Origin of the sequence: Symbiopectobacterium purcellii (assembly GCF_052050035.1) — a bacterium.
Lineage (GTDB): Bacteria > Pseudomonadota > Gammaproteobacteria > Enterobacterales > Enterobacteriaceae > Symbiopectobacterium > Symbiopectobacterium purcellii_A.
In genome coordinates this window covers 5256446-5278139 of record NZ_CP189882.1, presented here as the reverse complement: position 1 = coordinate 5278139, position 21694 = coordinate 5256446, and the positions used below count along the sequence as shown (strand labels likewise).

Annotated in this window: 20 protein-coding genes and 13 pseudogenes; 19 read left to right on the top strand and 14 right to left on the bottom strand. The window is 46.6% G+C overall.

Going from position 1 to position 21694, the window contains the following annotated elements; all coding sequences use genetic code 11:
- Window positions 1–3 precede the first annotated feature (3 nt).
- Window positions 4–354: a transposase gene (locus ACQGXV_RS35800; RefSeq protein ID WP_440867671.1), complete on the bottom strand. Its 351-nt coding sequence runs from the start codon at window positions 352–354 to the stop codon at window positions 4–6.
- Window positions 355–674: 320 nt separating this feature from the next.
- Here ACQGXV_RS35800 and ACQGXV_RS35795 point away from each other — a divergent pair.
- Window positions 675–1007, top strand: a pseudogene (locus ACQGXV_RS35795) (integrase core domain-containing protein); the annotation flags it as partial.
- A gap of 62 nt (window positions 1008–1069) precedes the next feature.
- Window positions 1070–1308, top strand: a pseudogene (locus ACQGXV_RS35790) (cytochrome b/b6 domain-containing protein); the annotation flags it as partial.
- A 22-nt stretch (window positions 1309–1330) separates the two neighbouring features.
- Here the strand turns inward: ACQGXV_RS35790 and ACQGXV_RS35785 are convergent.
- Both ACQGXV_RS35785 and ACQGXV_RS35780 read right to left on the bottom strand, forming a co-directional pair.
- Window positions 1331–1864 (bottom strand): IS630 family transposase, encoded by a 534-nt coding sequence (locus tag ACQGXV_RS35785; RefSeq protein WP_440862665.1) that lies wholly within the window; start codon window positions 1862–1864, stop codon window positions 1331–1333.
- Window positions 1788–2153 (bottom strand): IS630 transposase-related protein, encoded by a 366-nt coding sequence (locus tag ACQGXV_RS35780; protein WP_440862584.1) that lies wholly within the window; start codon window positions 2151–2153, stop codon window positions 1788–1790. The genes ACQGXV_RS35785 and ACQGXV_RS35780 overlap by 77 nt, the downstream gene beginning before the upstream one ends.
- A 178-nt stretch (window positions 2154–2331) precedes the next feature.
- On the opposite strand from ACQGXV_RS35780, the pseudogene ACQGXV_RS35775 reads away from it, so the two are divergent.
- Window positions 2332–2733: pseudogene (locus ACQGXV_RS35775) on the top strand (formate dehydrogenase subunit gamma); the annotation flags it as partial.
- A gap of 71 nt (window positions 2734–2804) precedes the next feature.
- Here ACQGXV_RS35775 and pgl read toward each other — a convergent pair.
- Window positions 2805–3803: a 6-phosphogluconolactonase gene (gene pgl / locus ACQGXV_RS35770; RefSeq protein ID WP_440867814.1), complete on the bottom strand. Its 999-nt coding sequence runs from the start codon at window positions 3801–3803 to the stop codon at window positions 2805–2807.
- Between the two features lie 126 nt (window positions 3804–3929).
- Between pgl and ACQGXV_RS35765 the strand changes: the two genes are divergently transcribed.
- The 3 genes and pseudogenes from ACQGXV_RS35765 to ACQGXV_RS35755 all read left to right on the top strand — a co-directional run bounded on the left by ACQGXV_RS35765 (window position 3930) and on the right by ACQGXV_RS35755 (window position 5603).
- Entirely contained in the window at window positions 3930–4295 is a 366-nt protein-coding gene (locus ACQGXV_RS35765; protein ID WP_440862584.1) for an IS630 transposase-related protein, read from the top strand.
- A complete protein-coding gene (locus tag ACQGXV_RS35760; RefSeq protein WP_440867174.1) occupies window positions 4219–4752 on the top strand; it encodes an IS630 family transposase in 534 nt (177 codons plus the stop codon). Before ACQGXV_RS35765 ends, ACQGXV_RS35760 begins: the two co-directional genes overlap by 77 nt.
- Before the next feature lie 29 nt (window positions 4753–4781).
- A pseudogene (locus ACQGXV_RS35755) lies at window positions 4782–5603 on the top strand (pyridoxal phosphatase).
- Between the two features lie 33 nt (window positions 5604–5636).
- Here the strand turns inward: ACQGXV_RS35755 and ACQGXV_RS35750 are convergent.
- Window positions 5637–6554, bottom strand: a pseudogene (locus tag ACQGXV_RS35750) (IS256 family transposase); the annotation flags it as partial.
- Between the two features lie 45 nt (window positions 6555–6599).
- A complete protein-coding gene (locus ACQGXV_RS35745) occupies window positions 6600–7337 on the bottom strand; it encodes a transposase family protein (protein ID WP_440864662.1) in 738 nt (245 codons plus the stop codon).
- A gap of 511 nt (window positions 7338–7848) precedes the next feature.
- Between ACQGXV_RS35745 and ACQGXV_RS35740 the strand changes: the two are divergent.
- Window positions 7849–8052 (top strand): annotated as a pseudogene (locus ACQGXV_RS35740) (transposase); the annotation flags it as partial.
- A 29-nt stretch (window positions 8053–8081) separates the two neighbouring features.
- Here ACQGXV_RS35740 and ACQGXV_RS35735 read toward each other — a convergent pair.
- A protein-coding gene (locus ACQGXV_RS35735) for an IS3 family transposase (RefSeq protein ID WP_440864661.1) occupies window positions 8082–9241 on the bottom strand; the annotation gives its coding sequence in 2 pieces (ribosomal slippage) (window positions 8082–8986 and window positions 8986–9241; 1161 coding nt in all).
- A gap of 61 nt (window positions 9242–9302) precedes the next feature.
- Between ACQGXV_RS35735 and ACQGXV_RS35730 the strand changes: the two are divergent.
- Together ACQGXV_RS35730 and ACQGXV_RS35725 are read left to right on the top strand one after the other, a co-directional pair.
- Window positions 9303–9455 (top strand): annotated as a pseudogene (locus tag ACQGXV_RS35730) (transposase); the annotation flags it as partial.
- Between the two features lie 208 nt (window positions 9456–9663).
- Window positions 9664–10548 (top strand): annotated as a pseudogene (locus ACQGXV_RS35725) (IS5 family transposase); the annotation flags it as partial.
- Between the two features lie 102 nt (window positions 10549–10650).
- Here ACQGXV_RS35725 and ACQGXV_RS35720 read toward each other — a convergent pair.
- Window positions 10651–10839: pseudogene (locus tag ACQGXV_RS35720) on the bottom strand (molybdenum-dependent transcriptional regulator); the annotation flags it as partial.
- A 237-nt stretch (window positions 10840–11076) separates the two neighbouring features.
- Here ACQGXV_RS35720 and ACQGXV_RS35715 point away from each other — a divergent pair.
- From ACQGXV_RS35715 to ACQGXV_RS35695, 5 genes and pseudogenes are all read left to right on the top strand, one after another.
- On the top strand, window positions 11077–11226 hold the full coding sequence (locus tag ACQGXV_RS35715) for an AcrZ family multidrug efflux pump-associated protein (protein ID WP_196906231.1): 150 nt from the start codon (window positions 11077–11079) through the stop codon (window positions 11224–11226).
- Window positions 11227–11611: 385 nt separating this feature from the next.
- Window positions 11612–12373: a molybdate ABC transporter substrate-binding protein gene (gene modA / locus ACQGXV_RS35710; protein WP_440867813.1), complete on the top strand. Its 762-nt coding sequence runs from the start codon at window positions 11612–11614 to the stop codon at window positions 12371–12373.
- Window positions 12370–12522 (top strand): annotated as a pseudogene (modB, locus tag ACQGXV_RS35705) (molybdate ABC transporter permease subunit); the annotation flags it as partial. The gene modA and the pseudogene modB, both read left to right, overlap by 4 nt.
- Before the next feature lie 89 nt (window positions 12523–12611).
- The gene (locus tag ACQGXV_RS35700; protein ID WP_440864660.1) at window positions 12612–13586 is read left to right on the top strand and encodes an IS30 family transposase; all 975 of its coding nucleotides are present in this window, start codon (window positions 12612–12614) and stop codon (window positions 13584–13586) included.
- A 32-nt stretch (window positions 13587–13618) separates the two neighbouring features.
- A complete protein-coding gene (locus tag ACQGXV_RS35695) occupies window positions 13619–13750 on the top strand; it encodes a hypothetical protein (protein WP_440864659.1) in 132 nt (43 codons plus the stop codon).
- A 51-nt stretch (window positions 13751–13801) separates the two neighbouring features.
- Here ACQGXV_RS35695 and ACQGXV_RS35690 read toward each other — a convergent pair.
- A pseudogene (locus tag ACQGXV_RS35690) lies at window positions 13802–14086 on the bottom strand (aldose epimerase family protein); the annotation flags it as partial.
- Between the two features lie 19 nt (window positions 14087–14105).
- Window positions 14106–15122 (bottom strand): UDP-glucose 4-epimerase GalE, encoded by a 1017-nt coding sequence (gene galE / locus ACQGXV_RS35685; protein ID WP_440864658.1) that lies wholly within the window; start codon window positions 15120–15122, stop codon window positions 14106–14108.
- 1126 nt (window positions 15123–16248) lie between these two features.
- Here galE and ACQGXV_RS35680 point away from each other — a divergent pair.
- The 3 genes from ACQGXV_RS35680 to ACQGXV_RS35670 all read left to right on the top strand — a co-directional run bounded on the left by ACQGXV_RS35680 (window position 16249) and on the right by ACQGXV_RS35670 (window position 17687).
- Entirely contained in the window at window positions 16249–16626 is a 378-nt protein-coding gene (locus ACQGXV_RS35680; protein WP_440864657.1) for a helix-turn-helix transcriptional regulator, read from the top strand.
- A 127-nt stretch (window positions 16627–16753) separates the two neighbouring features.
- Window positions 16754–17164: a PAS domain-containing protein gene (locus ACQGXV_RS35675; RefSeq protein ID WP_440864656.1), complete on the top strand. Its 411-nt coding sequence runs from the start codon at window positions 16754–16756 to the stop codon at window positions 17162–17164.
- A gap of 334 nt (window positions 17165–17498) precedes the next feature.
- A complete protein-coding gene (locus tag ACQGXV_RS35670) occupies window positions 17499–17687 on the top strand; it encodes a hypothetical protein (protein WP_440864655.1) in 189 nt (62 codons plus the stop codon).
- A gap of 73 nt (window positions 17688–17760) precedes the next feature.
- Here ACQGXV_RS35670 and modF read toward each other — a convergent pair whose 3' ends face one another.
- From modF to ACQGXV_RS35650, 4 genes are all read right to left on the bottom strand, one after another.
- A complete protein-coding gene (gene modF, locus ACQGXV_RS35665) occupies window positions 17761–19242 on the bottom strand; it encodes a molybdate ABC transporter ATP-binding protein ModF (protein ID WP_440864654.1) in 1482 nt (493 codons plus the stop codon).
- A 101-nt stretch (window positions 19243–19343) separates the two neighbouring features.
- Complete coding sequence (locus ACQGXV_RS35660; protein ID WP_440864653.1) at window positions 19344–19520, bottom strand: TOBE domain-containing protein; 177 nt, start codon at window positions 19518–19520, stop codon at window positions 19344–19346.
- Window positions 19521–19573: 53 nt separating this feature from the next.
- Window positions 19574–20008: a transposase family protein gene (locus ACQGXV_RS35655; protein ID WP_440862780.1), complete on the bottom strand. Its 435-nt coding sequence runs from the start codon at window positions 20006–20008 to the stop codon at window positions 19574–19576.
- Window positions 19956–20279, bottom strand: coding sequence for a helix-turn-helix domain-containing protein (locus ACQGXV_RS35650; RefSeq protein ID WP_440867812.1), 324 nt, complete (start codon window positions 20277–20279; stop codon window positions 19956–19958). The genes ACQGXV_RS35655 and ACQGXV_RS35650 overlap by 53 nt, the downstream gene beginning before the upstream one ends.
- 93 nt (window positions 20280–20372) lie before the next feature.
- On the opposite strand from ACQGXV_RS35650, the pseudogene ACQGXV_RS35645 reads away from it, so the two are divergent.
- Together ACQGXV_RS35645 and ACQGXV_RS35640 are read left to right on the top strand one after the other, a co-directional pair.
- Window positions 20373–20829 (top strand): annotated as a pseudogene (locus ACQGXV_RS35645) (transposase); the annotation flags it as partial.
- A 239-nt stretch (window positions 20830–21068) separates the two neighbouring features.
- Window positions 21069–21569 (top strand): annotated as a pseudogene (locus tag ACQGXV_RS35640) (transposase); the annotation flags it as partial.
- Window positions 21570–21694 lie beyond the last annotated feature (125 nt).

Genomic DNA, 21694 nt, shown 5'->3' with positions numbered 1-21694 from the left:
TGATTACACCATATGGACTGAGAACAAACTCTCTGTATCGCAACCCATCTCTCTTTTTTTGCTTTTTGCTTGTGCCCATTTATGCTCAATTGGGTTAAGATCTGGCGAATATGTAGGCAAATACTCCACCATATACCCTGCATCGATGATGACTTGTTGAATATTATGTTTTTTGTGAAAAGTGGCATTGTCCATCATGATTACACTGTTTTTAGGGAGTACTGGGATAAGGACTTGTGTGACCCAGGCATAGAAAACATCGCTGTTAATATTGATATCAAATAATCCGATAGCAAACAGCGTTGTGCCTAATAAAGCGCCGATAACATTTGTTCTTCCCCGGCTTTGTTGAATAATTTAAGATACTGATTTATATAAGCATTATAAAATTTCAACGACTAATTTTTCCTCTCGGAATGCTTTTTATTGTGCTAACTATTTGATTTGTCGTTCTAACAAAATACATTCTCTGTAAATGCATTCTAACTAAAGAAGATGTAAATCAAACGGTTAAATTATTCAACAAAGCCATACAGAGGCAGGGCCAATCCGAAATTGCTTCGCTGTTTCTCGGATACTCAACCCTTCGTTTTTCCGTGTAGATATCACTTTACGTCTAAAATCAATTGAATAGCTCATTTAAATAATGTAATCAAAATTAAGTCGTTTAGCTATATAACCTGCGAACTCCCCCGCCGGGCCTGGTGGTGCATACGGACAGGGGGGCGCAGTACACGGGACAACGCTTTCAGGCGCTGCTGAGCAGCTACAGGCTGAGGAGCAGTATGGGAGACGTGGGTGCCTGCTGGGATAATGCGGTGATGGAGCGCTTCTGGGGCAGTCTGAAACATGAATGGTTGCTGCTGGTACCCCAGCCAACACGGGCTTACATGGAGCAGGATGTGGCGACGTATATCCGCTACTACAACCTGCACAGGCATCATGCCGCTAACGGGGATCTGTCTCCGGTGCGTTATGAACAAATGGCTGAGAAAAAAGTGCACTGATTTACTTGACCAGTGCAAAATACGGAAGAAACAGAGCATGACCACGATGAGGAGGAGAAGCAATGAGCAAGCAGAAAATGATTGTGCGCACCAAATTCGTTGACCGCATCTGTCACTGGATTGTGGTGATCAGCTTCTTCCGGTGGCGCTGTCGGGGATTGCGCTGTTTTTCCCCACGCTGCAATGGCTGACGCAGACCTTTGGTACACCGCAGATGGGGCGCATCATGCACCCGTTCTTCGGGATTCTTATCGTGGTTTGTCTGGTGCCGATGTTCTTCCGTTTCGTGAGCCACAATATATAGCCAAGCGACTTAATTTTGATTACACCATATGGACTGAGAACAAACTCTCTGTATCGCAACCCATCTCTCTTTTTTTGCTTTTTGCTTGTGCCCATTTATGCTCAATTGGGTTAAGATCTGGCGAATATGTAGGCAAATACTCCACCATATACCCTGCATCGATGATGACTTGTTGAATATTATGTTTTTTGTGAAAAGTGGCATTGTCCATCATGATTACACTGTTTTTAGGGAGTACTGGGATAAGGACTTGTGTGACCCAGGCATAGAAAACATCGCTGTTAATATTGATATCAAATAATCCGATAGCAAACAGCGTTGTGCCTAATAAAGCGCCGATAACATTTGTTCTTCCCCTAGCTCCCCAGTTCTTCAGGCCAAAACACCGTTGACCTTTTGGGGAATAGCCGTGAGTCCGTGGGGCATCGTGTGAAAAACCACTTTCATCAATAAAAACAATAGGTTTACCTTCTTTTTCATACTGTTGTTTTTTTTGTTGAAATCCCTGCCGGGCGTTTTCGTCGGCTTTCGGATGACGTAGAGTTTTTTTTATAGGTCAATCCCAGCTTTTTAAGCGCTTGCCAAATGGCCTTCTGACAAACGCCAAAACGCTCTGCACGTTCTTTTTGGTAAGCATCTGGATATTGTTCAACATCTTTTATCAACTCGGATTTATCGATCTTTCGCTGACGCGTGGTCGATGCTTTTGACTCTATTTGATTAATCCAACGCGATACAGAGGCAGGGCCAATCCGAAATTGCTTCGCTGTTTCTCGGATACTCAACCCTTCGTTTTTCCGTGTAGATATCACTTTACGCCTAAAATCAATTGAATAGCTCATTTAAATAATGTAATCAAAATTAAGTCGTTTAGCTATAGAAAGATGTTTTGGCCGTTTAAAGGAATATAGACGGATTGCCACACGTTATAGCCAAACGACATTATTTTGATAACAGCCAGCTATGATTCTTTGCCGCATATCAGGGCATAGGATGTAATCATTTTTAAGTCGGTTGGCTATACCTAAACGCCGCGACCTTCCCTGGTTCCTGCATATCGTTGAGGTTCTGAAAGGCAATGAACATAACGTCGCGGATGTAGGCAAATACAACCCGGGCCAGAAGATGATGTTCTGGAGCATCATGGGGTTAACGCTGGTGTTGCTGATTACCGGCATCATCATGTGGCGGCCGTACTTTGCTCACCTGTTCCCGATCGACATCGTGCGCTACGCCATTCTGGTTCATGCGGCGGCAGCTATCGTGTTGATCCACGCCATCCTGATTCATATGTACATGGCGTTCTGGGTACGCGGTTCCATCAAGGGCATGATCGAAGGCAAAGTCTCTGCCAAGTGGGCGCGTAAGCACAATCCGCGTTGGGCGCGTCAGATGCTTAACGAAGAAGAAGAGAAGAAATAAATCTGGCTTCCCGGCGACAGGCCGTGAATATCCTGTTGGCGTTCCCGCACTGCGCGGGAACCCCGTCGGGCTTAATCAAGCGCCAGAATACTCACCCACATCGGCCCCTGCCCTACTGCATAGCGCGCCAACGGTTGCAGCTTTCCGCTTTCCTGATCGATGCGATACACCTCAATGTGCTGGGACTTCTGCCCGGCAGAAATCACAAATTCACCGAGGTTATCGATATTGAAACCGCGCGGTTGCGTCTCCGTTGGTTGATGTCCCACCAGCGTCAGGGTGCTGCCATCTTCGGACACCTGGAAAATACTTAACAGACTGGCGGTGCGATCGCTGCAATAAAGGAAACGACCATCAGATGTCAAATGAATATCCGCCGCCCAGCGGGTATCCGCAAAGCCCTGCGGCATGGCATCCAACGACTGCACGGTGCGCGCTTTGCCCGCCACCGAGTGCAGTTCAATCACGTCAACCGAACTGTTCAGCTCATTCACACAGTAAGCAAAACGCTGATTGGGATGAAAATCCATATGCCGTGGGCCTGCGCCATCTACCGCATGCAGGTCCGCTTGCGCCGCAACCGACAGCTCACCCTCAGCAGAAACGTCATACAAACGAATGCGATCTTCTTTCAAGCACGGTGCCCACAGCACCTGGTTTTGGAGATCAATATTGCTCGAGTGGCAACCTGACAGCCCATCCAGTTGTTGAATCGGCTCCCCCACAATGCCTTCGGCATCAATTGGGCTGACGCTCAACGTTTCTCCGCTGTAGGAGGCGCTAAACAAAAAACGTCCTTGGCGGTCAGTGGACAAATGCGTCGGACTTCCCGGCAACGAGGCAGAACCAACCTGCGTCAGCAAACCTTGCGCATCGATGCGATAACTGATGGCCGAGAACGTCGGGCGTACCCCAACGTAAAGATGCTGTTTGTTGGGCGCTATCACCATCGGTTGCACCTGACCCGGCGCATCGACAACCTGTAACAACGTGAGCTGCCCCGAAGACGCCAATTGCCAGACGTGAATCTGCTGGCTTTCCGGACTGGCGATATAGACCACTTGCTGCATGCTTTTCTCCTTGGTTTGTCGCATTTTGCGCCATGCAACTTAGGGTGTAACATTATGGACATTAACGCAATTCTAGACTCTCTTAATAGTATAGCTAAACGACTTAATTTTGATTACATTATTTAAATGAGCTATTCAATTGATTTTAGACGTAAAGTGATATCTACACGGAAAAACGAAGGGTTGAGTATCCGAGAAACAGCGAAGCAATTTCGGATTGGCCCTGCCTCTGTATCGCGTTGGATTAATCAAATAGAGTCAAAAGCATCGACCACGCGTCAGCGAAAGATCGATAAATCCGAGTTGATAAAAGATGTTGAACAATATCCAGATGCTTACCAAAAAGAACGTGCAGAGCGTTTTGGCGTTTGTCAGAAGGCCATTTGGCAAGCGCTTAAAAAGCTGGGATTGACCTATAAAAAAAACTCTACGTCATCCGAAAGCCGACGAAAACGCCCGGCAGGGATTTCAACAAAAAAAACAACAGTATGAAAAAGAAGGTAAACCTATTGTTTTTATTTATGAAAGTGGTTTTTCACACGATGCCCCACGGACTCACGGCTATTCCCCAAAAGGTCAACGGTGTTTTGGCCTGAAGAACTGGGGAGCTAGGGGAAGAACAAATGTTATCGGCGCTTTATTAGGCACAACGCTGTTTGCTATCGGATTATTTGATATCAATATTAACAGCGATGTTTTCTATGCCTGGGTCACACAAGTCCTTATCCCAGTACTCCCTAAAAACAGTGTAATCATGATGGACAATGCCACTTTTCACAAAAAACATAATATTCAACAAGTCATCATCGATGCAGGGTATATGGTGGAGTATTTGCCTACATATTCGCCAGATCTTAACCCAATTGAGCATAAATGGGCACAAGCAAAAAGCAAAAAAAGAGAGATGGGTTGCGATACAGAGAGTTTGTTCTCAGTCCATATGGTGTAATCAAAATTAAGTCGCTTGGCTATACCGCTATGACGTATGGTATCATTGCTCTTGATTTGGATGGCACATTGCTGGACAAACAAAAGAAAATTTTACCGGAGTCCCTCGCTGCACTGGCGCATGCACGCCAGCAGGGCGTCAAAGTGGTGATCGCCACTGGGCGTCACCATTCCGCGATTCATCCGTTCTATCAGGCGTTGGATCCGGATACACCCGCGATTTGCTGCAATGGCACCTATCTGTACGATTATCAGCATAAGCAAACATCGCAAGCCAATCCGCTGACGGCGGCTCAAGCTTAAAACGTGCTGACTTTGTTAGGCGAGTATGGCATTCACGGTTTGATGTACGCCGATGACGGCATGTTGTACCAAGAACCAACCGGCCATGTGATTCGCACTCAGGCGTGGGGAGAAACGCTGCCGCCACACCAACGCCCCACCTTTCTTCACGTTGACAGCCTGATTAACGCCGCCGATCGAGTACAAAACATCTGGAAATTCGCCCTGTTGCATTCGGATATGCAAGCGCTAGACAACTTTGCCAATCGGGTCATGGACGAGTTTGGCTTGACCTGCGAGTGGTCCTGGCAGGATCAGGTTGACGTCGCCCAAAGCGGAAATAACAAAGGCAAGTTGCTGAGTGAATGGGTCACGTCTCAGGGGTATTCCATGAGCGAGGTGCTGGCCTTTGGCGATAACTTCAATGACATCAGTATGCTGGAAGCCGCAGGGCTTGGCGTTGCCATGGGCAACAGTGATGACGCCGTTAAAGCGCACGCCTCCCTGGTTATCGGACACAATGAAGAGCCGGCTATTGCACAGCTGATCCGTCAGCGAGTGTTGCAGTAAGAAGAATATCCCCGGCGAACGCCGGGGAAGGAACTGCTCATCCCATTTGGCCGCGAAGGCATCCAGGGCCTCTTCAGCGCCCTCTAGCGTTGCGGAACTATAGATGGTGCGCAGGTCAGCAGCAACGGCCTTACGCTCTTTCCAGCAGACGTAGCGCAGCGAGTTCCGCACCTGATGCACAATGCAGAGCTGTACCCGCGTATGCGGGTAAACAGCTTCAATGGCATCAGGAAAGCCTTTCAGGCCATCGCAGCAGGCGACGAAGATGTCCTTTAGCCCACGATTTTTCAGTTCTGTCATCACAGATAACCAGAACTTGGCCCCCTCAGTTTTGGCTATCCATAGCCCCAGCAGCTCTTTTTCGCCCTGGCCGTTGACGCCGAGGGCCAGATAAACAGACTTGTTGGCCACGGCTCCGCCGTCCTGGCTTTTGACAACAATACAGTCAAGGTAAACAATGGGATAAAGCGCATCCAGCGGCCGTTGCTGCCAGCGCTTAACTTCATCCATCACAGCATTGGTCACTTGAGAAATGAAGCCAGCGGAAACATCGACCCCGTAGACTTCTTTAAAGTGTGCCTGAATATCACGGGTTGATAACCCTCTGGAATAGAGAGAAATAATGCGGTCATCGAAGCCGTTAAGCTGTTTTTCGTTCTTACCGATCAGTGTCGGCTCGAAGGTACTGTTGCGGTCGCGCGGAATATCGAGCTCGATCTCCCCATTTTGGCTACGTACGCTCTTGGATGTCTTGCCATTGCGGGAGTTGCCTGAATGATTACCTGCCGGGTCATGCTTAGCATACCCAAGGTGCATCTCCATCTCAGCTTCAAGAACCCGTTCCGCCAGTCTTTTAGTCAGCACCTTGAGTAGGCCTGATTCACCCAGCAGATCCTGAGGGGAGTGACAATCTTGAAGCAGTTGGTCAATAAGTTCGTTGCTGATAGGCATTTTGTTATCCTTTGAAGGTTTTCCTCAAAATGCAATTTACACAGATTATTTTACAGTCTCGCGCTTGATACCCGCGATGGCGTGTTCAACTGTAATACGGATGCCCGAGATTATTTTATTTTCTTGTTTTTGTTCAGGCGATAAAGGTCTTTTTCGAGTTCCTTTTTTTGGGATTTGTGTATTAGGATGCTGTTTATCTATACCTTGAAAACCGGTATCTGCCCAGATGGTTACCTCAGGAGGAATATGGCGAATTATATCGACTTTATCGAGTAAGCGTTTATCGTGACGGCGCCCATTTTTGCTCATGGGGATAAATCCAATTTGCCTTGTTTCGTCAGTCATAATAAGCCCTTTTCGAGTGGTCTGTCTTTTCTTTCCCGAATACATTTTTTTTCGCCGACGCAGATTCTTAGGCTTTTGGACAGGTCGCTCTGTCCCATCAATAAAGACGTCTTTAACTCCAGGAAAGGCGCGAAAAAATTCCTCAGCAGAGCGAATTTGACGAGCGGGCAAAACACATTCTCGCCCCAAGGTCATCTCTAAAACCGGCAATAATATTTTTACCCAGCGACATACCCGTGTTCTATCTAAACCAAAAAGAAGTCCTTGCAAATCATAGGTCGGATAACATTTTAAATACAATAAAATAAAAAGCAGTTTATCTAATGGGGTTGGGATAAATCCTTTCTGCCCTGCACCCATCTGCCGCTCGTGATCTTTTCGATTCTTTTTCCGATAAGTCAAATAACAAGCTGAAAATTCAGCGGCTAAATTTTTCAATTCTTCGACTGATAATCCAATGAGGCTTTGTTGAATAATTTAACCGTTTGATTTACATCTTCTTTAGGTAGAATGCATGTACAGAGACTGTATTTTGTTAGAACGACAAATCAAGTAGTTAGCACAATAAAAAGCATTACGGCTGGAAAACTTAGTTGTTGAAGTGTTATAATAATTATGTAAATCAGCATGTTAAATTATTCAACAAAGCCAATAAAAAGGGCTTTGTTGAATAATTTAACCGTTTGATTTACATCTTCTTTAGTTAGAATGCATTTACAGAGAATGTATTTTGTTAGAACGACAAATCAAATAGTTAGCACAATAAAAAGCATTCCGAGAGGAAAAATTAGTCGTTGAAATTTTATAATGCTTATATAAATCAGTATCTTAAATTATTCAACAAAGCCCATTTCAAACCTTTATTCTCTAAGTTAAACCTCTTTTTATTCTCAATAGCCTGACAAAAAATGCAAGTCTCTATTCAGCAACTAGTTTAAAGGATAACAAAATGCCTATCAGCAACGAACTTATTGACCAACTGCTTCAAGATTGTCACTCCCCTCAGGATCTGCTGGGTGAATCAGGCCTACTCAAGGTGCTGACTAAAAGACTGGCGGAACGGGTTCTTGAAGCTGAGATGGAGATGCACCTTGGGTATGCTAAGCATGACCCGGCAGGTAATCATTCAGGCAACTCCCGCAATGGCAAGACTGATCTGGCCCAGACTTGGTGGACACGCCCTTAAGAGAGGACTTGTCGTTCAAATACCATCGGGCTGACATAGCCCAGCGTGCTATGCCGCCGTTTCTGATTGTAATCCACCTCAATGTAGTTAAACACCTCAGATTTCATGGTTTCCCGGTCAGGAAAGTGTTCGCCGTGGATCAGCTCCACCTTCAAACTGTGAAAAAAACTTTCAGCACACGCGTTATCATAACAGTTGCCTTTTCCACTCATGCTACATGTTAATTTACTGATTTTAATTAACTTCTGATAATCATCAGAACAGTACTGACTGCCACGATCCGAGTGGACGATGACGCCCTCTGGGGAACCCCGTCGGCTCAGGGCCATCTGCAGGGCATCGCAGACCAGGCCCGACTTCATCCTTACCGACATTGACCATCCCACAACGGCTCGTGAAAATAAATCAATTATTACAGCCAGATAAACCCAACCCGCTTCCGTCCATAAGTAAGTGATGTCACCGACCCATTTCTGGTTCGGGGCTGATGCTGTGAAATCCTGCTGTAGCAGATTCGGCGCCACCGGACGATTATGCTTCGAATCTGTTGTCACCCTGAATTTTTTTGCCGCCTTCGCCTTCAGCCCCTGCCGGCGCAGGCTGGCAGCGATGGTTTTGCGATTGTAATGATAACCGGCATCCTGCAGGTCCAGGCGCAGCCTGCGGGCACCGTTGCGTCCTTTCTGTTCCGTAAAGGCGCTGGCTACCCGGGTATTGCAAAGCTCACGTCGCTGCTGTGAAACCGTTTTCTGCCCACATCGTCGGCTCCAGGCATAAAATCCGCTGCGGCTGACGACCAGAACACGCGCCATAGACTTAACCCGAAACTCAGCCTGATATTGTTGCATAAAGACGTACCTCACTTCAGGCGTCTGGCGAAGTACGTCGCGGCCTTTTGGAGGATGGCTAACTCCTCAGCCTGATCAGCCAGTTGACGTTTAAGCCTTACAATTTCAACAGATTGCTGCTGTTCACGTTCGGAGCAGGATAGCGCCATTTGCTGTTTTTTACGCCAGGCATAAAGCTGCGATTCGTGAAGATTCAACTCACTGGCTGCTTTGGCTACGCCAATCCGCTGAGCAAGTAGCAGAGCATTCTCCCGAAACTCGTCCGGATAGCGATTGTTGCTCATTTTACGACCGTTCGATTGAGTCATTTTCCACCTCTGTCAGCAATTTTACTCACTTAACAGCGTGTCCACGATCTCTGGGCCGGATCAGACATCCAAGAGCGTACGTAGCCAAAATGGGGAGATCGAGCTCGATATTCCGCGCGACCGCAACAGTACCTTCGAGCCGACACTGATCGGTAAGAACGAAAAACAGCTTAACGGCTTCGATGACCGCATTATTTCTCTCTATTCCAGAGGGGCTTTGTTGAATAAATCGAACTTTCAGGGGATCGCCGGATCAAAGCACTATCATCGCTCCCGATAGCAGCTCCCCATGGCAAAGCAAAAGTTTAAAATCACCAACTGGCCCACCTATAGCTAAGCGACATTATTTTGATAACAGCCAGCTATGCTTCTTTGCCACATATCAGGGCATCGGCTGTAATCATTTTTAAGTCGGTTGGCTATACAACAAAGCACTCAGACAACGCGGCTCCCTGACGGTCTGGCTTGATGAGTCGGCCATCGCTGCATGGACTGACAGTTCTTCGCCTGAAGGTCGTGGTCGGCCGCTTTACTACACCGATATGGCTGTTACCACGGTTTTGATGATAAAGCGCGTGTTTAACCTGTCGCTCCGGGCATTACAGGGCTTTGTCGACTCGGTTTTTACACTGATGAGCCTGCCACTGCGCTGCCCGGACTACTCTCTGGTCAGTCGGCGGGCAAAAACCGTCAGTATCAGCATAAAAACGCCAACGCGTGGTGAAATCTCGCATCTGGTCATCGACAGTACCGGTCTGAAGGTCTTTGGCGAAGGTGAATGGAAAGTCAGGCAGCATGGGGCTGACAGACGAAGAGTGTGGCGCAAGCTTCATCTGGCAGCAGACAGTGCGACGCATGAGATTATCTGTGCCGACTTATCGCTCAGCGGAACGACAGATGCGCAGGCACTGCCGGGCCTGATTAACCAAACCCACCGAAAAATCAGGGAAGTGTCAGCAGACGGTGCTTATGACGCCCGTTACTGCCACGATGCGTTGCTAAGAAAGAAAATCAGGCCCCTTATCCCGCCGCGAAGCGGAGCCAAATACTGGCCGGACAAGTACCATGAACGTAACCATGCGGTGGCGAATCAGCGTCTGAGCGGGAGTAATGATATGTGGAAAAAGAAAGTGGGTTATCACCGGCGTTCAGTGGCAGAAACAGCGATGTTCCGCATAAAAACTTTGCTGGGTGGCCATCTGAGCCTGCGTGACTATGAGGCTCAAGTAGGTGAAGCCATAGCGATGGTCAAAGCGCTGAACCGTATGACGTTGTTGGGTATGCCACACAGCGTCAGGATAGGATAACAGGTGTAGCAGAGGGAGTCATCCTGTCGGCTAATTCTGATTTATTCAACAAAGCCCTTCAATCACCGAAACACCCTTATTTCACTATTAAGCAACACGCTTAATGGTTTGCTCTGCCAGTTGGTTCATTTCGTTGATGGCATCCCAGGCGCTTTTGTAGCTGATACCTGCGAGTTTGGCTCCTTGGCTGATGGAACCGGTGTGGCGAATCTGTTTGATCAGCTCAATGCGTCGTGGGTCGGCAAAAAGACGTTGTTGTAATTTGAGTGTCAGAAGGATTTCAGCTTGCATGGTCACGGTCCAGGGAGATTAAAAAAGACAAAACCGAGCGTGCGTGACGTTCGGTACAGCGCTATTGTCGCGCGTTTGAGCAGTGCGGGCAAACCGCACAAATGGTCGCATTAATTCTTACAGTTACGGTACACTATTCACCATCACCCGTAATGATTTTTCGTTGCGGTACGTTGAGATTCGCGATGAATGTCGCGTGTATTGAGAAGCGGACCGTTAGAGATAAGTGAGGTAAGCATGTTGGATTTGCTCAAAAGCCTGCTGTTTGCAGTTGCCATGGTGCCCGTGATGATGGCGATCATCCTCGGTGCTATCTACGGTTTAGGCGAAGTATTTAATGTCTTTTCCCGTATTGGTCATGCCGATGAACGCGTTGTAAGAAAGTAACCCACCACGTTTTCTCTTTTCTGATGCCCGGTCGATTCGACCGGGCATTATTTTTTTGTATGTACTCTCTTCGGATTATGCGAGCAAAAGCGCATGACATTGCTGGATTTATCGTTATATCATTCCGAATGCAACGATAATGTCCTGATGTAATTACTCTTGGGAGAGACCGGGCTTTGTTGAATAATTTAACCGTTTGATTTACATCTTCTTTAGTTAGAATGCATTTACAGAGAATGTATTTTGTTAGAACGACAAATCAAATAGTTAGCACAATCAAAAGCATTCCGAGAGGAAAAATTAGTCGTTGAAATTTTATAATGCTTATATAAATCAGTATCTTAAATTATTCAACAAAGCCGAGAGACCGATAAAACAGCAATGGATGAAATGGGGTGTAGCACTAACCCTGAGCGCAACCATGGCGATGCCAGACTTCGCTGCGGAACAGAAAATCACAGTGTTTGCCGCCGCTTCGCTGACCAATGCATTGCAGGAAATTGGCGCACAATATAAGAAAGAGAAAAACGTCGATATCGTTTCCTCTTTTGCTTCCTCTTCAACGCTGGCTCGCCAGATTGAACAAGGTGCGCCTGCGGATCTGTTTATTTCTGCCGATCAGCAGTGGATGGATTACGCTCAGGATAAAAATCTGACCGATACCGCGACCCGCTATACCCTGCTGGGTAACGCGCTGGTGGTGATTGCACCGAAAACCAGCGATGTGAAGCATTTTGCCATCACGGATAAAACCGACTGGAAGAGCCTGTTGAAAGGGGGCCATCTGGCGGTTGGCGATCCGGACCATGTGCCTGCCGGGATCTATGCCAAAGAAGCGCTGCAAAATCTGAAAGCCTGGGATGAACTCTCTCCGGTGATGGCACGCGCTAACGATGTGCGTTCCGCCATGGCGCTGGTAGAACGTGAAGAAGCCCCTTTAGGCATTGTGTATGGTTCCGATGCGGTTGCCAGCAACAAGGTGAAAGTGGTCAGCATTTTCCCGAAAGAGAGCCACAAGCAGGTCGAATATCCGATGGCTATCATCAAAGATCATAACAACGCGACGGTGACCGGTTTTTACGAATACCTGAAAACGCCTGCCGCTGCGGATGTGTTCAAACGCTATGGTTTCACGCCGCGCGGATGATGCTCACGGATTACGAATGGCAAGCCATTGAACTTAGTCTTAAAGTTTCCATCACCTCTGTCATATTCAGCCTGCCGCTAGGGATCCTGGCGGCATGGGTGTTGGTACGCTGCCGTTTTCCCGGTAAATCGCTGTTGGACAGCATTATCGCCCCATTCCCAGTCGAAATGCAACAAAGTGACCCACTGGCCAGAGTCGGATAAAATCACCGTTCTGGCCCTACTGGAGATCCCGTTGCATGCAGGGAAAACATCTGACTCACAAAGAACGGTTCTACATCGAAAAGCGGCGTGGTGATGGGGTTAACCAGGCCACCATCGCCCGGGAACTGGAGCTTCCTCGTTCTACCATCAGCAGGGAACTCAGACGCAATACCGACGCCGCTTTCAACGGGGTCTATTCCTGCAGAAGGGCCGAAACGTTGGCCAGAGGGCGGCGGCAGAAAACACGGCCGGACAGCGTGATTAACCAGCTTGAACCGCACATTCAGGACTTTATCAGAACGGCGCTGTCTACCCACACCTCACCTGAGGTCATCAGTGGGCGCCTGGTCCTGGAATTTGGCCTGTCCGTCAGCAAGAACTCGCTCTATCGCTATATCCAGCAGGAGCGCCGGGCCGGCGGTGAGCTGTATCAGCAGCTCCCTCATCGGGGTAAACGGTATAACTATCAGACCGATGAGAACAAACGCGGTCCTATTCCCAACCGTGTTGGCATTGAGCAGCGGCCGGCCGTTGCTGACCTCAAGCAGGAACCCGGGCATTTCGAGATTTACACCATCTTTGGCAAAGATCAGAAATCATTCCTGCTGACGGTGGTCGATAAAGCCGTCAAGCTGGTCATCATTCGCAAACTGCCCAACAAGCGAGCAGAGACAGTGGTAGCGGCCTTCAGGGACATCGTTGCCAATACCTTCTGCGAGTTTAAAACCCTGACTGCTGACAACGGTTCTGAATTTTCCCAGCACGGGGAAATTACAAAAGTCACGGGGGCACCGGTCTACTTTGCCCGGCCATATCATTCCTGGGAACGCGGGTTGAATGAGCATACCAACGGGCTGATACGGCGTTTTTACCCGAAGGGAACGGACTTCAATTATGTCACCCATCGCAAGGTTGCAGCACTCGAACACCTGCTCAATACGCGAGGCCGAAAATCGCTGGGTTATCGTTCTCCAAATGAGGTATTTTTAACGCACTTACAGGCGGCATAATGCCCTACCGTTTTGTTGCGTTTCGACTGGGAATGGGCCCAAGCACTATCATCGCTCCCGATGGTTGCATGACCCAAATTTTACGGAATCGTAGACCCTTTATTGATGATACCTTCTTACTCCTTAGCTCCGGTCTTTGGAATTTCCATCTCAGAACAGCGTAAAATTTACTTCAATCACCGAAACACCCTTATTTCACTATTAAGCAACACGCTTAGTGTGTAGGTTGCGCCGTTACGTTGTAAACGGGCGTGGTCGATGCGGTTGGCATAGCGCCCGATAGACGCGCCAAGATAGGCCTGTTGGCGCGGATAATCCGCAGGTGTTGTGCAGCCGAGCAGTACTTCACGAACTTCTCCCTCGGGCAGAGGGACCTGACAAGAGAGCCAGGTTGCACCCCAATCCATCAACATAACGCGCATTCCTGCGCGGTTTTGTAGCGTAGTCAGGGTAAAAGGCTGGCCATCGGGGGACAATTCAGCACTTTTTTCGTTCAGAATACACCTGATCCTGAGGGTATCAGTCGGGATAGCCATTGGGATGTTTGGATTGCCAGCGCCAGGTATCCTCCGCCATTTGCGCTAACGTCCGGGTAACGCGCCAGTGGAGTTCATTGGCCGCTTTTTCCGGGTCGGCCCAATAGGCGGGAAGATCGCCCTCGCGGCGCGGGGCGAAGTGATAGGGCAGCGGTTTGCCGCATGCCTGACTAAATGCTTGCACGACGTTCAATACACTGTAGCCGACACCTGCGCCCAGATTGTAGATGTGTATTCCTGGGCGTTGATGCAGTGCTTTCATTGCCGCCACGTGACCATCGGCCAGATCGACCACGTGAATGTAATCTCTGACGCAGGTGCCATCTTCCGTCGGGTAGTCATCACCGAAGACTGACAGCGATTCGCGGCGACCAACGGCGACCTGCGCGATAAAGGGCATCAGATTGTTAGGGATGCCTTGTGGGTCCTCGCCCATCTCACCTGAAGGGTGGGCCCCAACCGGATTGAAATAGCGTAATAAGGCGATGCTCCATTCCGGATGCGCTTTCTGTAAGTCTGTCAGGATCTGCTCCACGATCAACTTGCTGCGCCCGTAAGGGCTGGCAGGCATACCGGTAGGAAAGCTTTCCTGATAAGGGATGCGTGGCTGATCGCCATAGATCGTGGCAGAGGAACTGAAAATCAGGTTTTTAACGCCCGCTTTTTCCATCGCTTTAACCAGCGTCAGGGTGCCATAGATATTGTTATCATAGTATTCGACAGGCTTGCTGACGGATTCTGCGACCGCTTTTAGCGCGGCAAAATGGATCACGGCATCGATATTTTCAGTGGCGAAAATGCGGTCTAATAAAACGTTATCGCGAATATCGCCTTGATAAAACGGCACAGTTTTGCCGGTGAGGCGGGTAAGGGTTTCCACCACGCTGGCTTTACTGTTGCACAAGTTATCCAGAGTAATCGGTTGATGCCCGGCTTCTAAGAGCTGAACACAGGTATGGCTGCCGATGTAACCGCTACCACCCGTCACTAAAACATTCATAAGAACCTCGATGACCAATATTGAATAAAACTAGCATAGCCTGTGGGGTGAAAAGGTGATCTGCAACGAAGAAATTCGCTGAAATTATGAGGTTTTTTATCAATCTTGCCGAGAGGAATAATCCGTTTCACACCTGAAAAATCCATCAACTATTAGCGTCATAATAGCGTGATATCGCTATCACTTTGATCCATCAATAAGAAACCCTACCTCCTACGCCGTATAGGCAGGAGAAAAATACCATATCTGCCGGGGAAGGGGTACTTGATGATGAGCGACAACGCAGGAGGAGAAACGAGACAGCGCGCCGCAGCGCGCGTGAAAATGCAAAAGGGTCCCTGGTGTAAGTAAAGGGGATGGCTCTCAAAATGTTTTCAGTTTGGTTTTACTTCTGGATACGCCGATTATGATTTTTTTAGGCGTAACATCTCTAATGGTTCTTATATATTATGACGCATCTGCATATAAATAATAGCGTACTTTATTATTCTATAGGCTGTATATTTCCGCATTCATTGAGAGGGATCGATACGATACGGATGTAGTGAATGTTACTATAATAATTCAATCGCTTTACTACTGTTTTGTAAAAATGAATATGCATTTGGAGTGTGGTTGTGATTTATAAACAAACATGAAACGTATGGTGTAAAATTTCAAAAAATGATGTTCTTTATTTTTTTTATTTGTGTAATGTCAATTTGTTCTGCTAAGTATGAAATTCATAGTGTGGTTGTTTCTTTACAGGTGCTATACACAAAGTAATGATTGTTTTATTATAGAATATTAATTTCTTATTGTAATAAGAGGTCGTCATGAAAAATGATGAACATGCAAGCATAGTTCTTCCAAAAATGTTGACATCATTATTTGATTAACATCCCGATGCTTATTTTATCAAAGGATTGGACTCAAGTTTTATCTATGCTAATTTGTCCGCCGTTAGAAAAATGGGACTACAGTCGTTGAATGATTTGTTGTATAAGAATGAGAACGATCTTTCATCTCGTTTGACAGAAAATAAGGATATTGTTAAAGAATGGCAATGGCAGGATAGACAAGTGGCTTCATTAAGAAAAAAATAGATACGTTAGAAATTAATCCAGAAGCTGTTGATTATCCTTATATGGTTAGGGAATTCCCATTTTATAATGAAAATAACAAGTGTCAAGGCGTTGTTATTTATTGCAGAGCTCTGGAGGATTTTTCTTATACTCAATTGATAGGTGGAAATAATACAGGATCATTTTTATTAACTAGGCCTGATGATTTTTTTACTGAAAAAGAGTGTGAGGTTATTTATCTGAGTTTACACGGGCAGACGCCAAAAAGTATCGCAGCTCGACTGGTGTGCTCGGTTCAGGATGTGGAGTGTTCGTTGCAGAAAATTTACAATAAGGCTAATGCGAAACATTATGATAACTTTTATGAATTTTGTTATCTAAGGGGTTATCATCGCTATTTGCCAAGATGTTTTATTAGTAGTCGTTTTATCATGTTTTAATATTTCACTGATTTTTTATTTTATTGGGGTGTAAGCTTTAGTAAAGCCTCATCATATAATTTATATTATTGAATTTTTTATTGTCGGGTTAACTTAGAGAGGCTGTAAGGAATTTTTTAATACATGCATGGTGAAGGGTGGTTTTATGAACGATGATGTTCACGATGATAATTATCTACCAAGAATTCTTACGAATATTTTGGATCAAGTTCCCGATCCTTATTTTATAAAGGATTTAGATTCTATGTATATATATGCTAATTTGCCAACGGCAAAGCTTGCTGGTCTGAGAACGCCAAATGATTTTTTACATAGAACGGAATATGAACTTTGTTCAAGATTAACGGAAAATGCAGATGTTGTTAAAGAGTGGCAACTTCAAGACAAACAAGTTAGCTCTTCAAAGAAAGGGCTCAGTATGTTGGAGGTCCACCCTGAGGCTGTTAGCTATCCATATATTGTGAAAAAAATGCCCTTTTATGATAACAATAATCAATGTGTTGGGGTAGTGACTTATGCAAAAACGCGGCTTTGTTGAATAATTTAAGATACTGATTTATATAAGCATTATAAAATTTCAACGACTAATTTTTCCTCTCGGAATGCTTTTTATTGTGCTAACTATTTGATTTGTCGTTCTAACAAAATACATTCTCTGTAAATGCATTCTAACTAAAGAAGATGTAAATCAAACGGTTAAATTATTCAACAAAGCCCAAAAACGCTACAAACCTTCACTCCTAATGATTTTATCAATGGGCGATGTCCAGGTTCTTTACTACTCAATCGGCCAGATGATTTTTTTACAGAGAAAGAGTGTGAAATCATTTTCTTAAAAACTGCAAGGGCGAACCTGTAAAGCGATAGGCGATATGTTATTCCTTTCGCCTCGTACCATTGAGAGTGCTCTGCAAAGACTCTATACCAAAGTTGGTGTATCCCATTTTGATGATTTTGCAGAGTTTTGTCATGATAAAAATTACCATCGTTATCTTCCACGGCGATTCATTGAATACAAAAGAGCTATGTTCGAAAACAATTATGATTTAGATGAGTGGTGATGTATATTGTAATTGATATATATTCCGCAGTTAAAGTAATAAAGGCCGCTTGGTGGCCTTTATTACTTATTTTTTATTTCGCGCTACATGTCAGCGTTTCAAACTGATACCCGTAAATATCCCCTTGTGCTACAAAGTTAAGACGGTTCGTGATGCATTCCGGCGCGTCTTCTGCGTGGTGGGAAACAAACAGCAGTTGCGTTTCACATTCACCGATCAATACATCCAACCAGCGCCGCACCAACTGCCTGTTGAGCGGATCTAATCCTTGCAACGGTTCATCAAGGATCAACAGTGCCGGGTGTTTCACCAGCGCGCGCGCAATCAGGACCAGACGCTGCTGCCCCCATGATAATGCGTGGAACGGGGAGTCCGCTTGTGTCGCCAGTCCCAACAGATCGAGCCATTGCTGCGTTAAGAAACGTTGACGATCGGACACGGCCTGATAAATGCCGATCGAATCGAAAAAGCCTGACGTAATAACATTGCGCACGCTACTGCTGACGCGGTATTCCAAATGCAGGCTGCTGCTGACGTAACCGATATGCCGCTTGATATCCCAAATGGTTTCGCCACTGCCGCGCCGACGGCCAAACAGCGTTAAATCATTACTGTATCCCTGTGGGTGATCGCCAGTAATCAGGCTCAGTAGCGTGGATTTTCCGGCTCCGTTCGGGCCGACGATTTGCCAATGCTGACCGGGTAACACCTCCCAATCAAGGTGATGCAGAATAGGGCGATCGTTATATTGCACTACGCCATCTCGCAGGAGGATACGTGCCTGATCGGCTGGGAGCGTAGGCGTATGCAGCGGGTCTTCAGGGGCCGGTAGCGCTGTGCCGGAAAGTGTTTCACTAAATGCGAGTTGAGCGATCAAAGCATCAGCTAATACCGCTTCACGCGTACCGGTGCGTGTTAGCGTACAGTCAGCCAGAATGCCGACATGGTTGATAAATTCAGGAATATCATCGAACCGATTAACGATGATAGCCAGCGTGTAACCGCGCTGCGCCAACTCCGCCAGGTGTGCTGCCAACTGGGCACGAGAAGCAACATCGAGACCATCGAAGGGTTCGTCCAGAATCAACAGGTCGGGCTTTGGCATCAGCGCCTGACACAGCATGACTTTGCGCGTTTCACCGGTAGAGAGGTATTTAAAACGGCGCGAGAGCAGGGGAGTGATACCGAACAGAGCGGCCAGCGAGGCACAACGGGCAGGATCGTGAATATCATCCTGAATCACTTCAGCGGTCGTACGTCCGGTATCGTCTTCATCAGCGCTGAGCATATCGGTATTGTTGCGCTGCCATTCTTGCGTGACCAGTTGTTGCAACTGTTCGAAGGAGAGACGGGCAACGCGAGGAAAATCGCTGTGTTGCGAGCCTTCTAGCAAGGGGAGTTCACCCGATAGTGCGCGTGCCAACGCAGATTTTCCGCTGCCATTCGCGCCTACAAAGGCCCACTGTGATTTTCCTTCCAACGTCAAGGCATCAAGGCGTAAAACGCGTGTGTCATTTATGCGAAAAACACCTTGCAAAATTTGCAACGACGACATTCTTTATCTCTTTTTCAGCAAGTAATACCCCCAGAAATAAAGGGCATTGCCGTCGTTGTCAAGCCGTTCCTATGGCGATTCGTGTCACAGGCGTTCAGCGATCAGCACAAGGTCGCGACAATCGCACGGTCGGCATTAAAGCAGGCCGTCACCGCCATGCCCACGCGCAGTTTTTGTTCTGCAACTTGCTCGTTTGGCACTGTGGCGCAGAGTGCCTCGCCGCTTGCCAGTGCGATCAGCACTTCGCTGCTATCCTGCCCCGCTTCTAGCGATGACACAAAGCGTGTTGCTTAATAGTGAAATAAGGGTGTTTCGGTGATTGAAGTAAATTTTACGCTGTTCTGAGATGGAAATTCCAAAGACCGGCGCTAAGGAGTAAGAAGGTATCATCAATAAAGGGTCTACGATTCCGTAAAATTTGGGTCATGCAACCGAGGCGCTTGATACCCGCGATGGCGTGTTCAACTGTAATACGGATGCCCGAGATTATTTTATTTTCTTGTTTTTGTTCAGGCGATAAAGGTCTTTTTCGAGTTCCTTTTTTTGGGATTTGTGTATTAGGATGCTGTTTATCTATACCTTGAAAACCGGTATCTGCCCAGATGGTTACCTCAGGAGGAATATGGCGAATTATATCGACTTTATCGAGTAAGCGTTTATCGTGACGGCGCCCATTTTTGCTCATGGGGATAAATCCAATTTGCCTCGTTTCGTCAGTCATAATAAGCCCTTTTCGAGTGGTCTGTCTTTTCTTTCCCGAATACATTTTTTTTTCGCCGACGCAGATTCTTAGGCTTTTGGACAGGTCGCTCTGTCCCATCAATAAAGACGTCTTTAACTCCAGGAAAGGCGCGAAAAAATTCCTCAGCAGAGCGAATTTGACGAGCGGGCAAAACACATTCTCGCCCCAAGGTCATCTCTAAAACCGGCAATAATATTTTTACCCAGCGACATACCCGTGTTCTATCTAAACCAAAAAGAAGTCCTTGCAAATCATAGGTCGGATAACATTTTAAATACAATAAAATAAAAAGCAGTTTATCTAATGGGGTTGGGATAAATCCTTTCTGGAGACTGTAAAATAATCTGTGTAAATGGCATTTTGAGGAAAACCTTCAAAGGATAACAAAATGCCTATCAGCAACGAACTTATTGACCAACTGCTTCAAGATTGTCACTCCCCTCAGGATCTGCTGGGTGAATCAGGCCTACTCAAGGTGCTGACTAAAAGACTGGCGGAACGGGTTCTTGAAGCTGAGATGGAGATGCACCTTGGGTATGCTAAGCATGACCCGGCAGGTAATCATTCAGGCAACTCCCGCAATGGCAAGACATCCAAGAGCGTACGTAGCCAAAATGGGGAGATCGAGCTCGATATTCCGCGCGACCGCAACAGTATAGCCAACCGACTTAAAAATGATTACATCCTATGCCCTGATATGCGGCAAAGAAGCATAGCTGGCTGTTATCAAAATAATGTCGCTTGGCTATACCTTCGAGCCGACACTGATCGGTAAGAACGAAAAACAGCTTAACGGCTTCGATGACCGCATTATTTCTCTCTATTCCAGAGGGGAGAGTGTAAAAAGATCTGTGTAAATGGCATTTTGAGGAAAACCTTCAGAGGACAAAAAATGCCTATCAGCAACGAACTTATTGAGGCTTTGTTGAATAATTTAACCGTTTGATTTACATCTTCTTTAGTTAGAATGCATTTACAGAGAATGTATTTTGTTAGAACGACAAATCAAATAGTTAGCACAATAAAAAGCATTCCGAGAGGAAAAATTAGTCGTTGAAATTTTATAATGCTTATATAAATCAGTATCTTAAATTATTCAACAAAGCCACTTATTGACCAACTGCTTCAGGATTGCCACTCCCCTCAGGAGCTTCTGGGTGAATCAGGACTACTCAAGCAGCTGACTAAAAGACTGGCGGAACGGGTTCTTCAAGCTGAGATGAAGATACACCTTGGGTATGCTAAGCATGACCCGGCTGGTAATAATTCAGGCAACTCCCGCAATGGCAAGACATCCAAGAGCGTACGTAGCCAAAATGGGGCGCTCGAGCTCGATATTCCGCGCGACCGCAACAGTACCTTCGAGCCGACACTGATAGGTAAGCACGAAAAGCAGCTTAACGGCTTCGATGACCGCATTATTTCTCTCTATTCCAGAGGGCTATCAACGCGTGATATTCAGGCTCACTTTAAAGAAGTCTACGGGGTCGATGTTTCCGCTGGCTTCATTTCTCAAGTGACCAATGCCGTGATGGATGACGTTAAGCGCTGGCAGCAACGGCCGCTGGATGCGTTTTATCCCATTAAGCGTGTTGCTTAATAGTGAAATAAGGGTGTTTCGGTGATTGAAGTAAATTTTACGCTGTTCTGAGATGGAAATTCCAAAGACCGGCGCTAAGGAGTAAGAAGGTATAGCTAAACGACTTAATT

Bases quoted from the DNA above. Each gene is read 5' to 3' on its own strand.
- ACQGXV_RS35780 (WP_440862584.1), bottom strand. From the start codon at position 2,153: ATGAGCTATTCAATTGATTTTAGGCGTAAAGTGATATCTACACGGAAA.
- pgl (WP_440867814.1), bottom strand. From the start codon at position 3,803: ATGCAGCAAGTGGTCTATATCGCCAGTCCGGAAAGCCAGCAGATTCAC.
- ACQGXV_RS35765 (WP_440862584.1), top strand. From the start codon at position 3,930: ATGAGCTATTCAATTGATTTTAGACGTAAAGTGATATCTACACGGAAA.
- ACQGXV_RS35715 (WP_196906231.1), top strand. From the start codon at position 11,077: ATGTTGGATTTGCTCAAAAGCCTGCTGTTTGCAGTTGCCATGGTGCCC.
- modA (WP_440867813.1), top strand. From the start codon at position 11,612: ATGAAATGGGGTGTAGCACTAACCCTGAGCGCAACCATGGCGATGCCA.
- ACQGXV_RS35700 (WP_440864660.1), top strand. From the start codon at position 12,612: ATGCAGGGAAAACATCTGACTCACAAAGAACGGTTCTACATCGAAAAG.
- ACQGXV_RS35695 (WP_440864659.1), top strand. From the start codon at position 13,619: ATGGGCCCAAGCACTATCATCGCTCCCGATGGTTGCATGACCCAAATT.
- galE (WP_440864658.1), bottom strand. From the start codon at position 15,122: ATGAATGTTTTAGTGACGGGTGGTAGCGGTTACATCGGCAGCCATACC.
- ACQGXV_RS35680 (WP_440864657.1), top strand. From the start codon at position 16,249: ATGGTTAGGGAATTCCCATTTTATAATGAAAATAACAAGTGTCAAGGC.
- ACQGXV_RS35675 (WP_440864656.1), top strand. From the start codon at position 16,754: ATGGTGAAGGGTGGTTTTATGAACGATGATGTTCACGATGATAATTAT.
- ACQGXV_RS35670 (WP_440864655.1), top strand. From the start codon at position 17,499: ATGTTATTCCTTTCGCCTCGTACCATTGAGAGTGCTCTGCAAAGACTC.
- modF (WP_440864654.1), bottom strand. From the start codon at position 19,242: ATGTCGTCGTTGCAAATTTTGCAAGGTGTTTTTCGCATAAATGACACA.
- ACQGXV_RS35655 (WP_440862780.1), bottom strand. From the start codon at position 20,008: ATGTATTCGGGAAAGAAAAGACAGACCACTCGAAAAGGGCTTATTATG.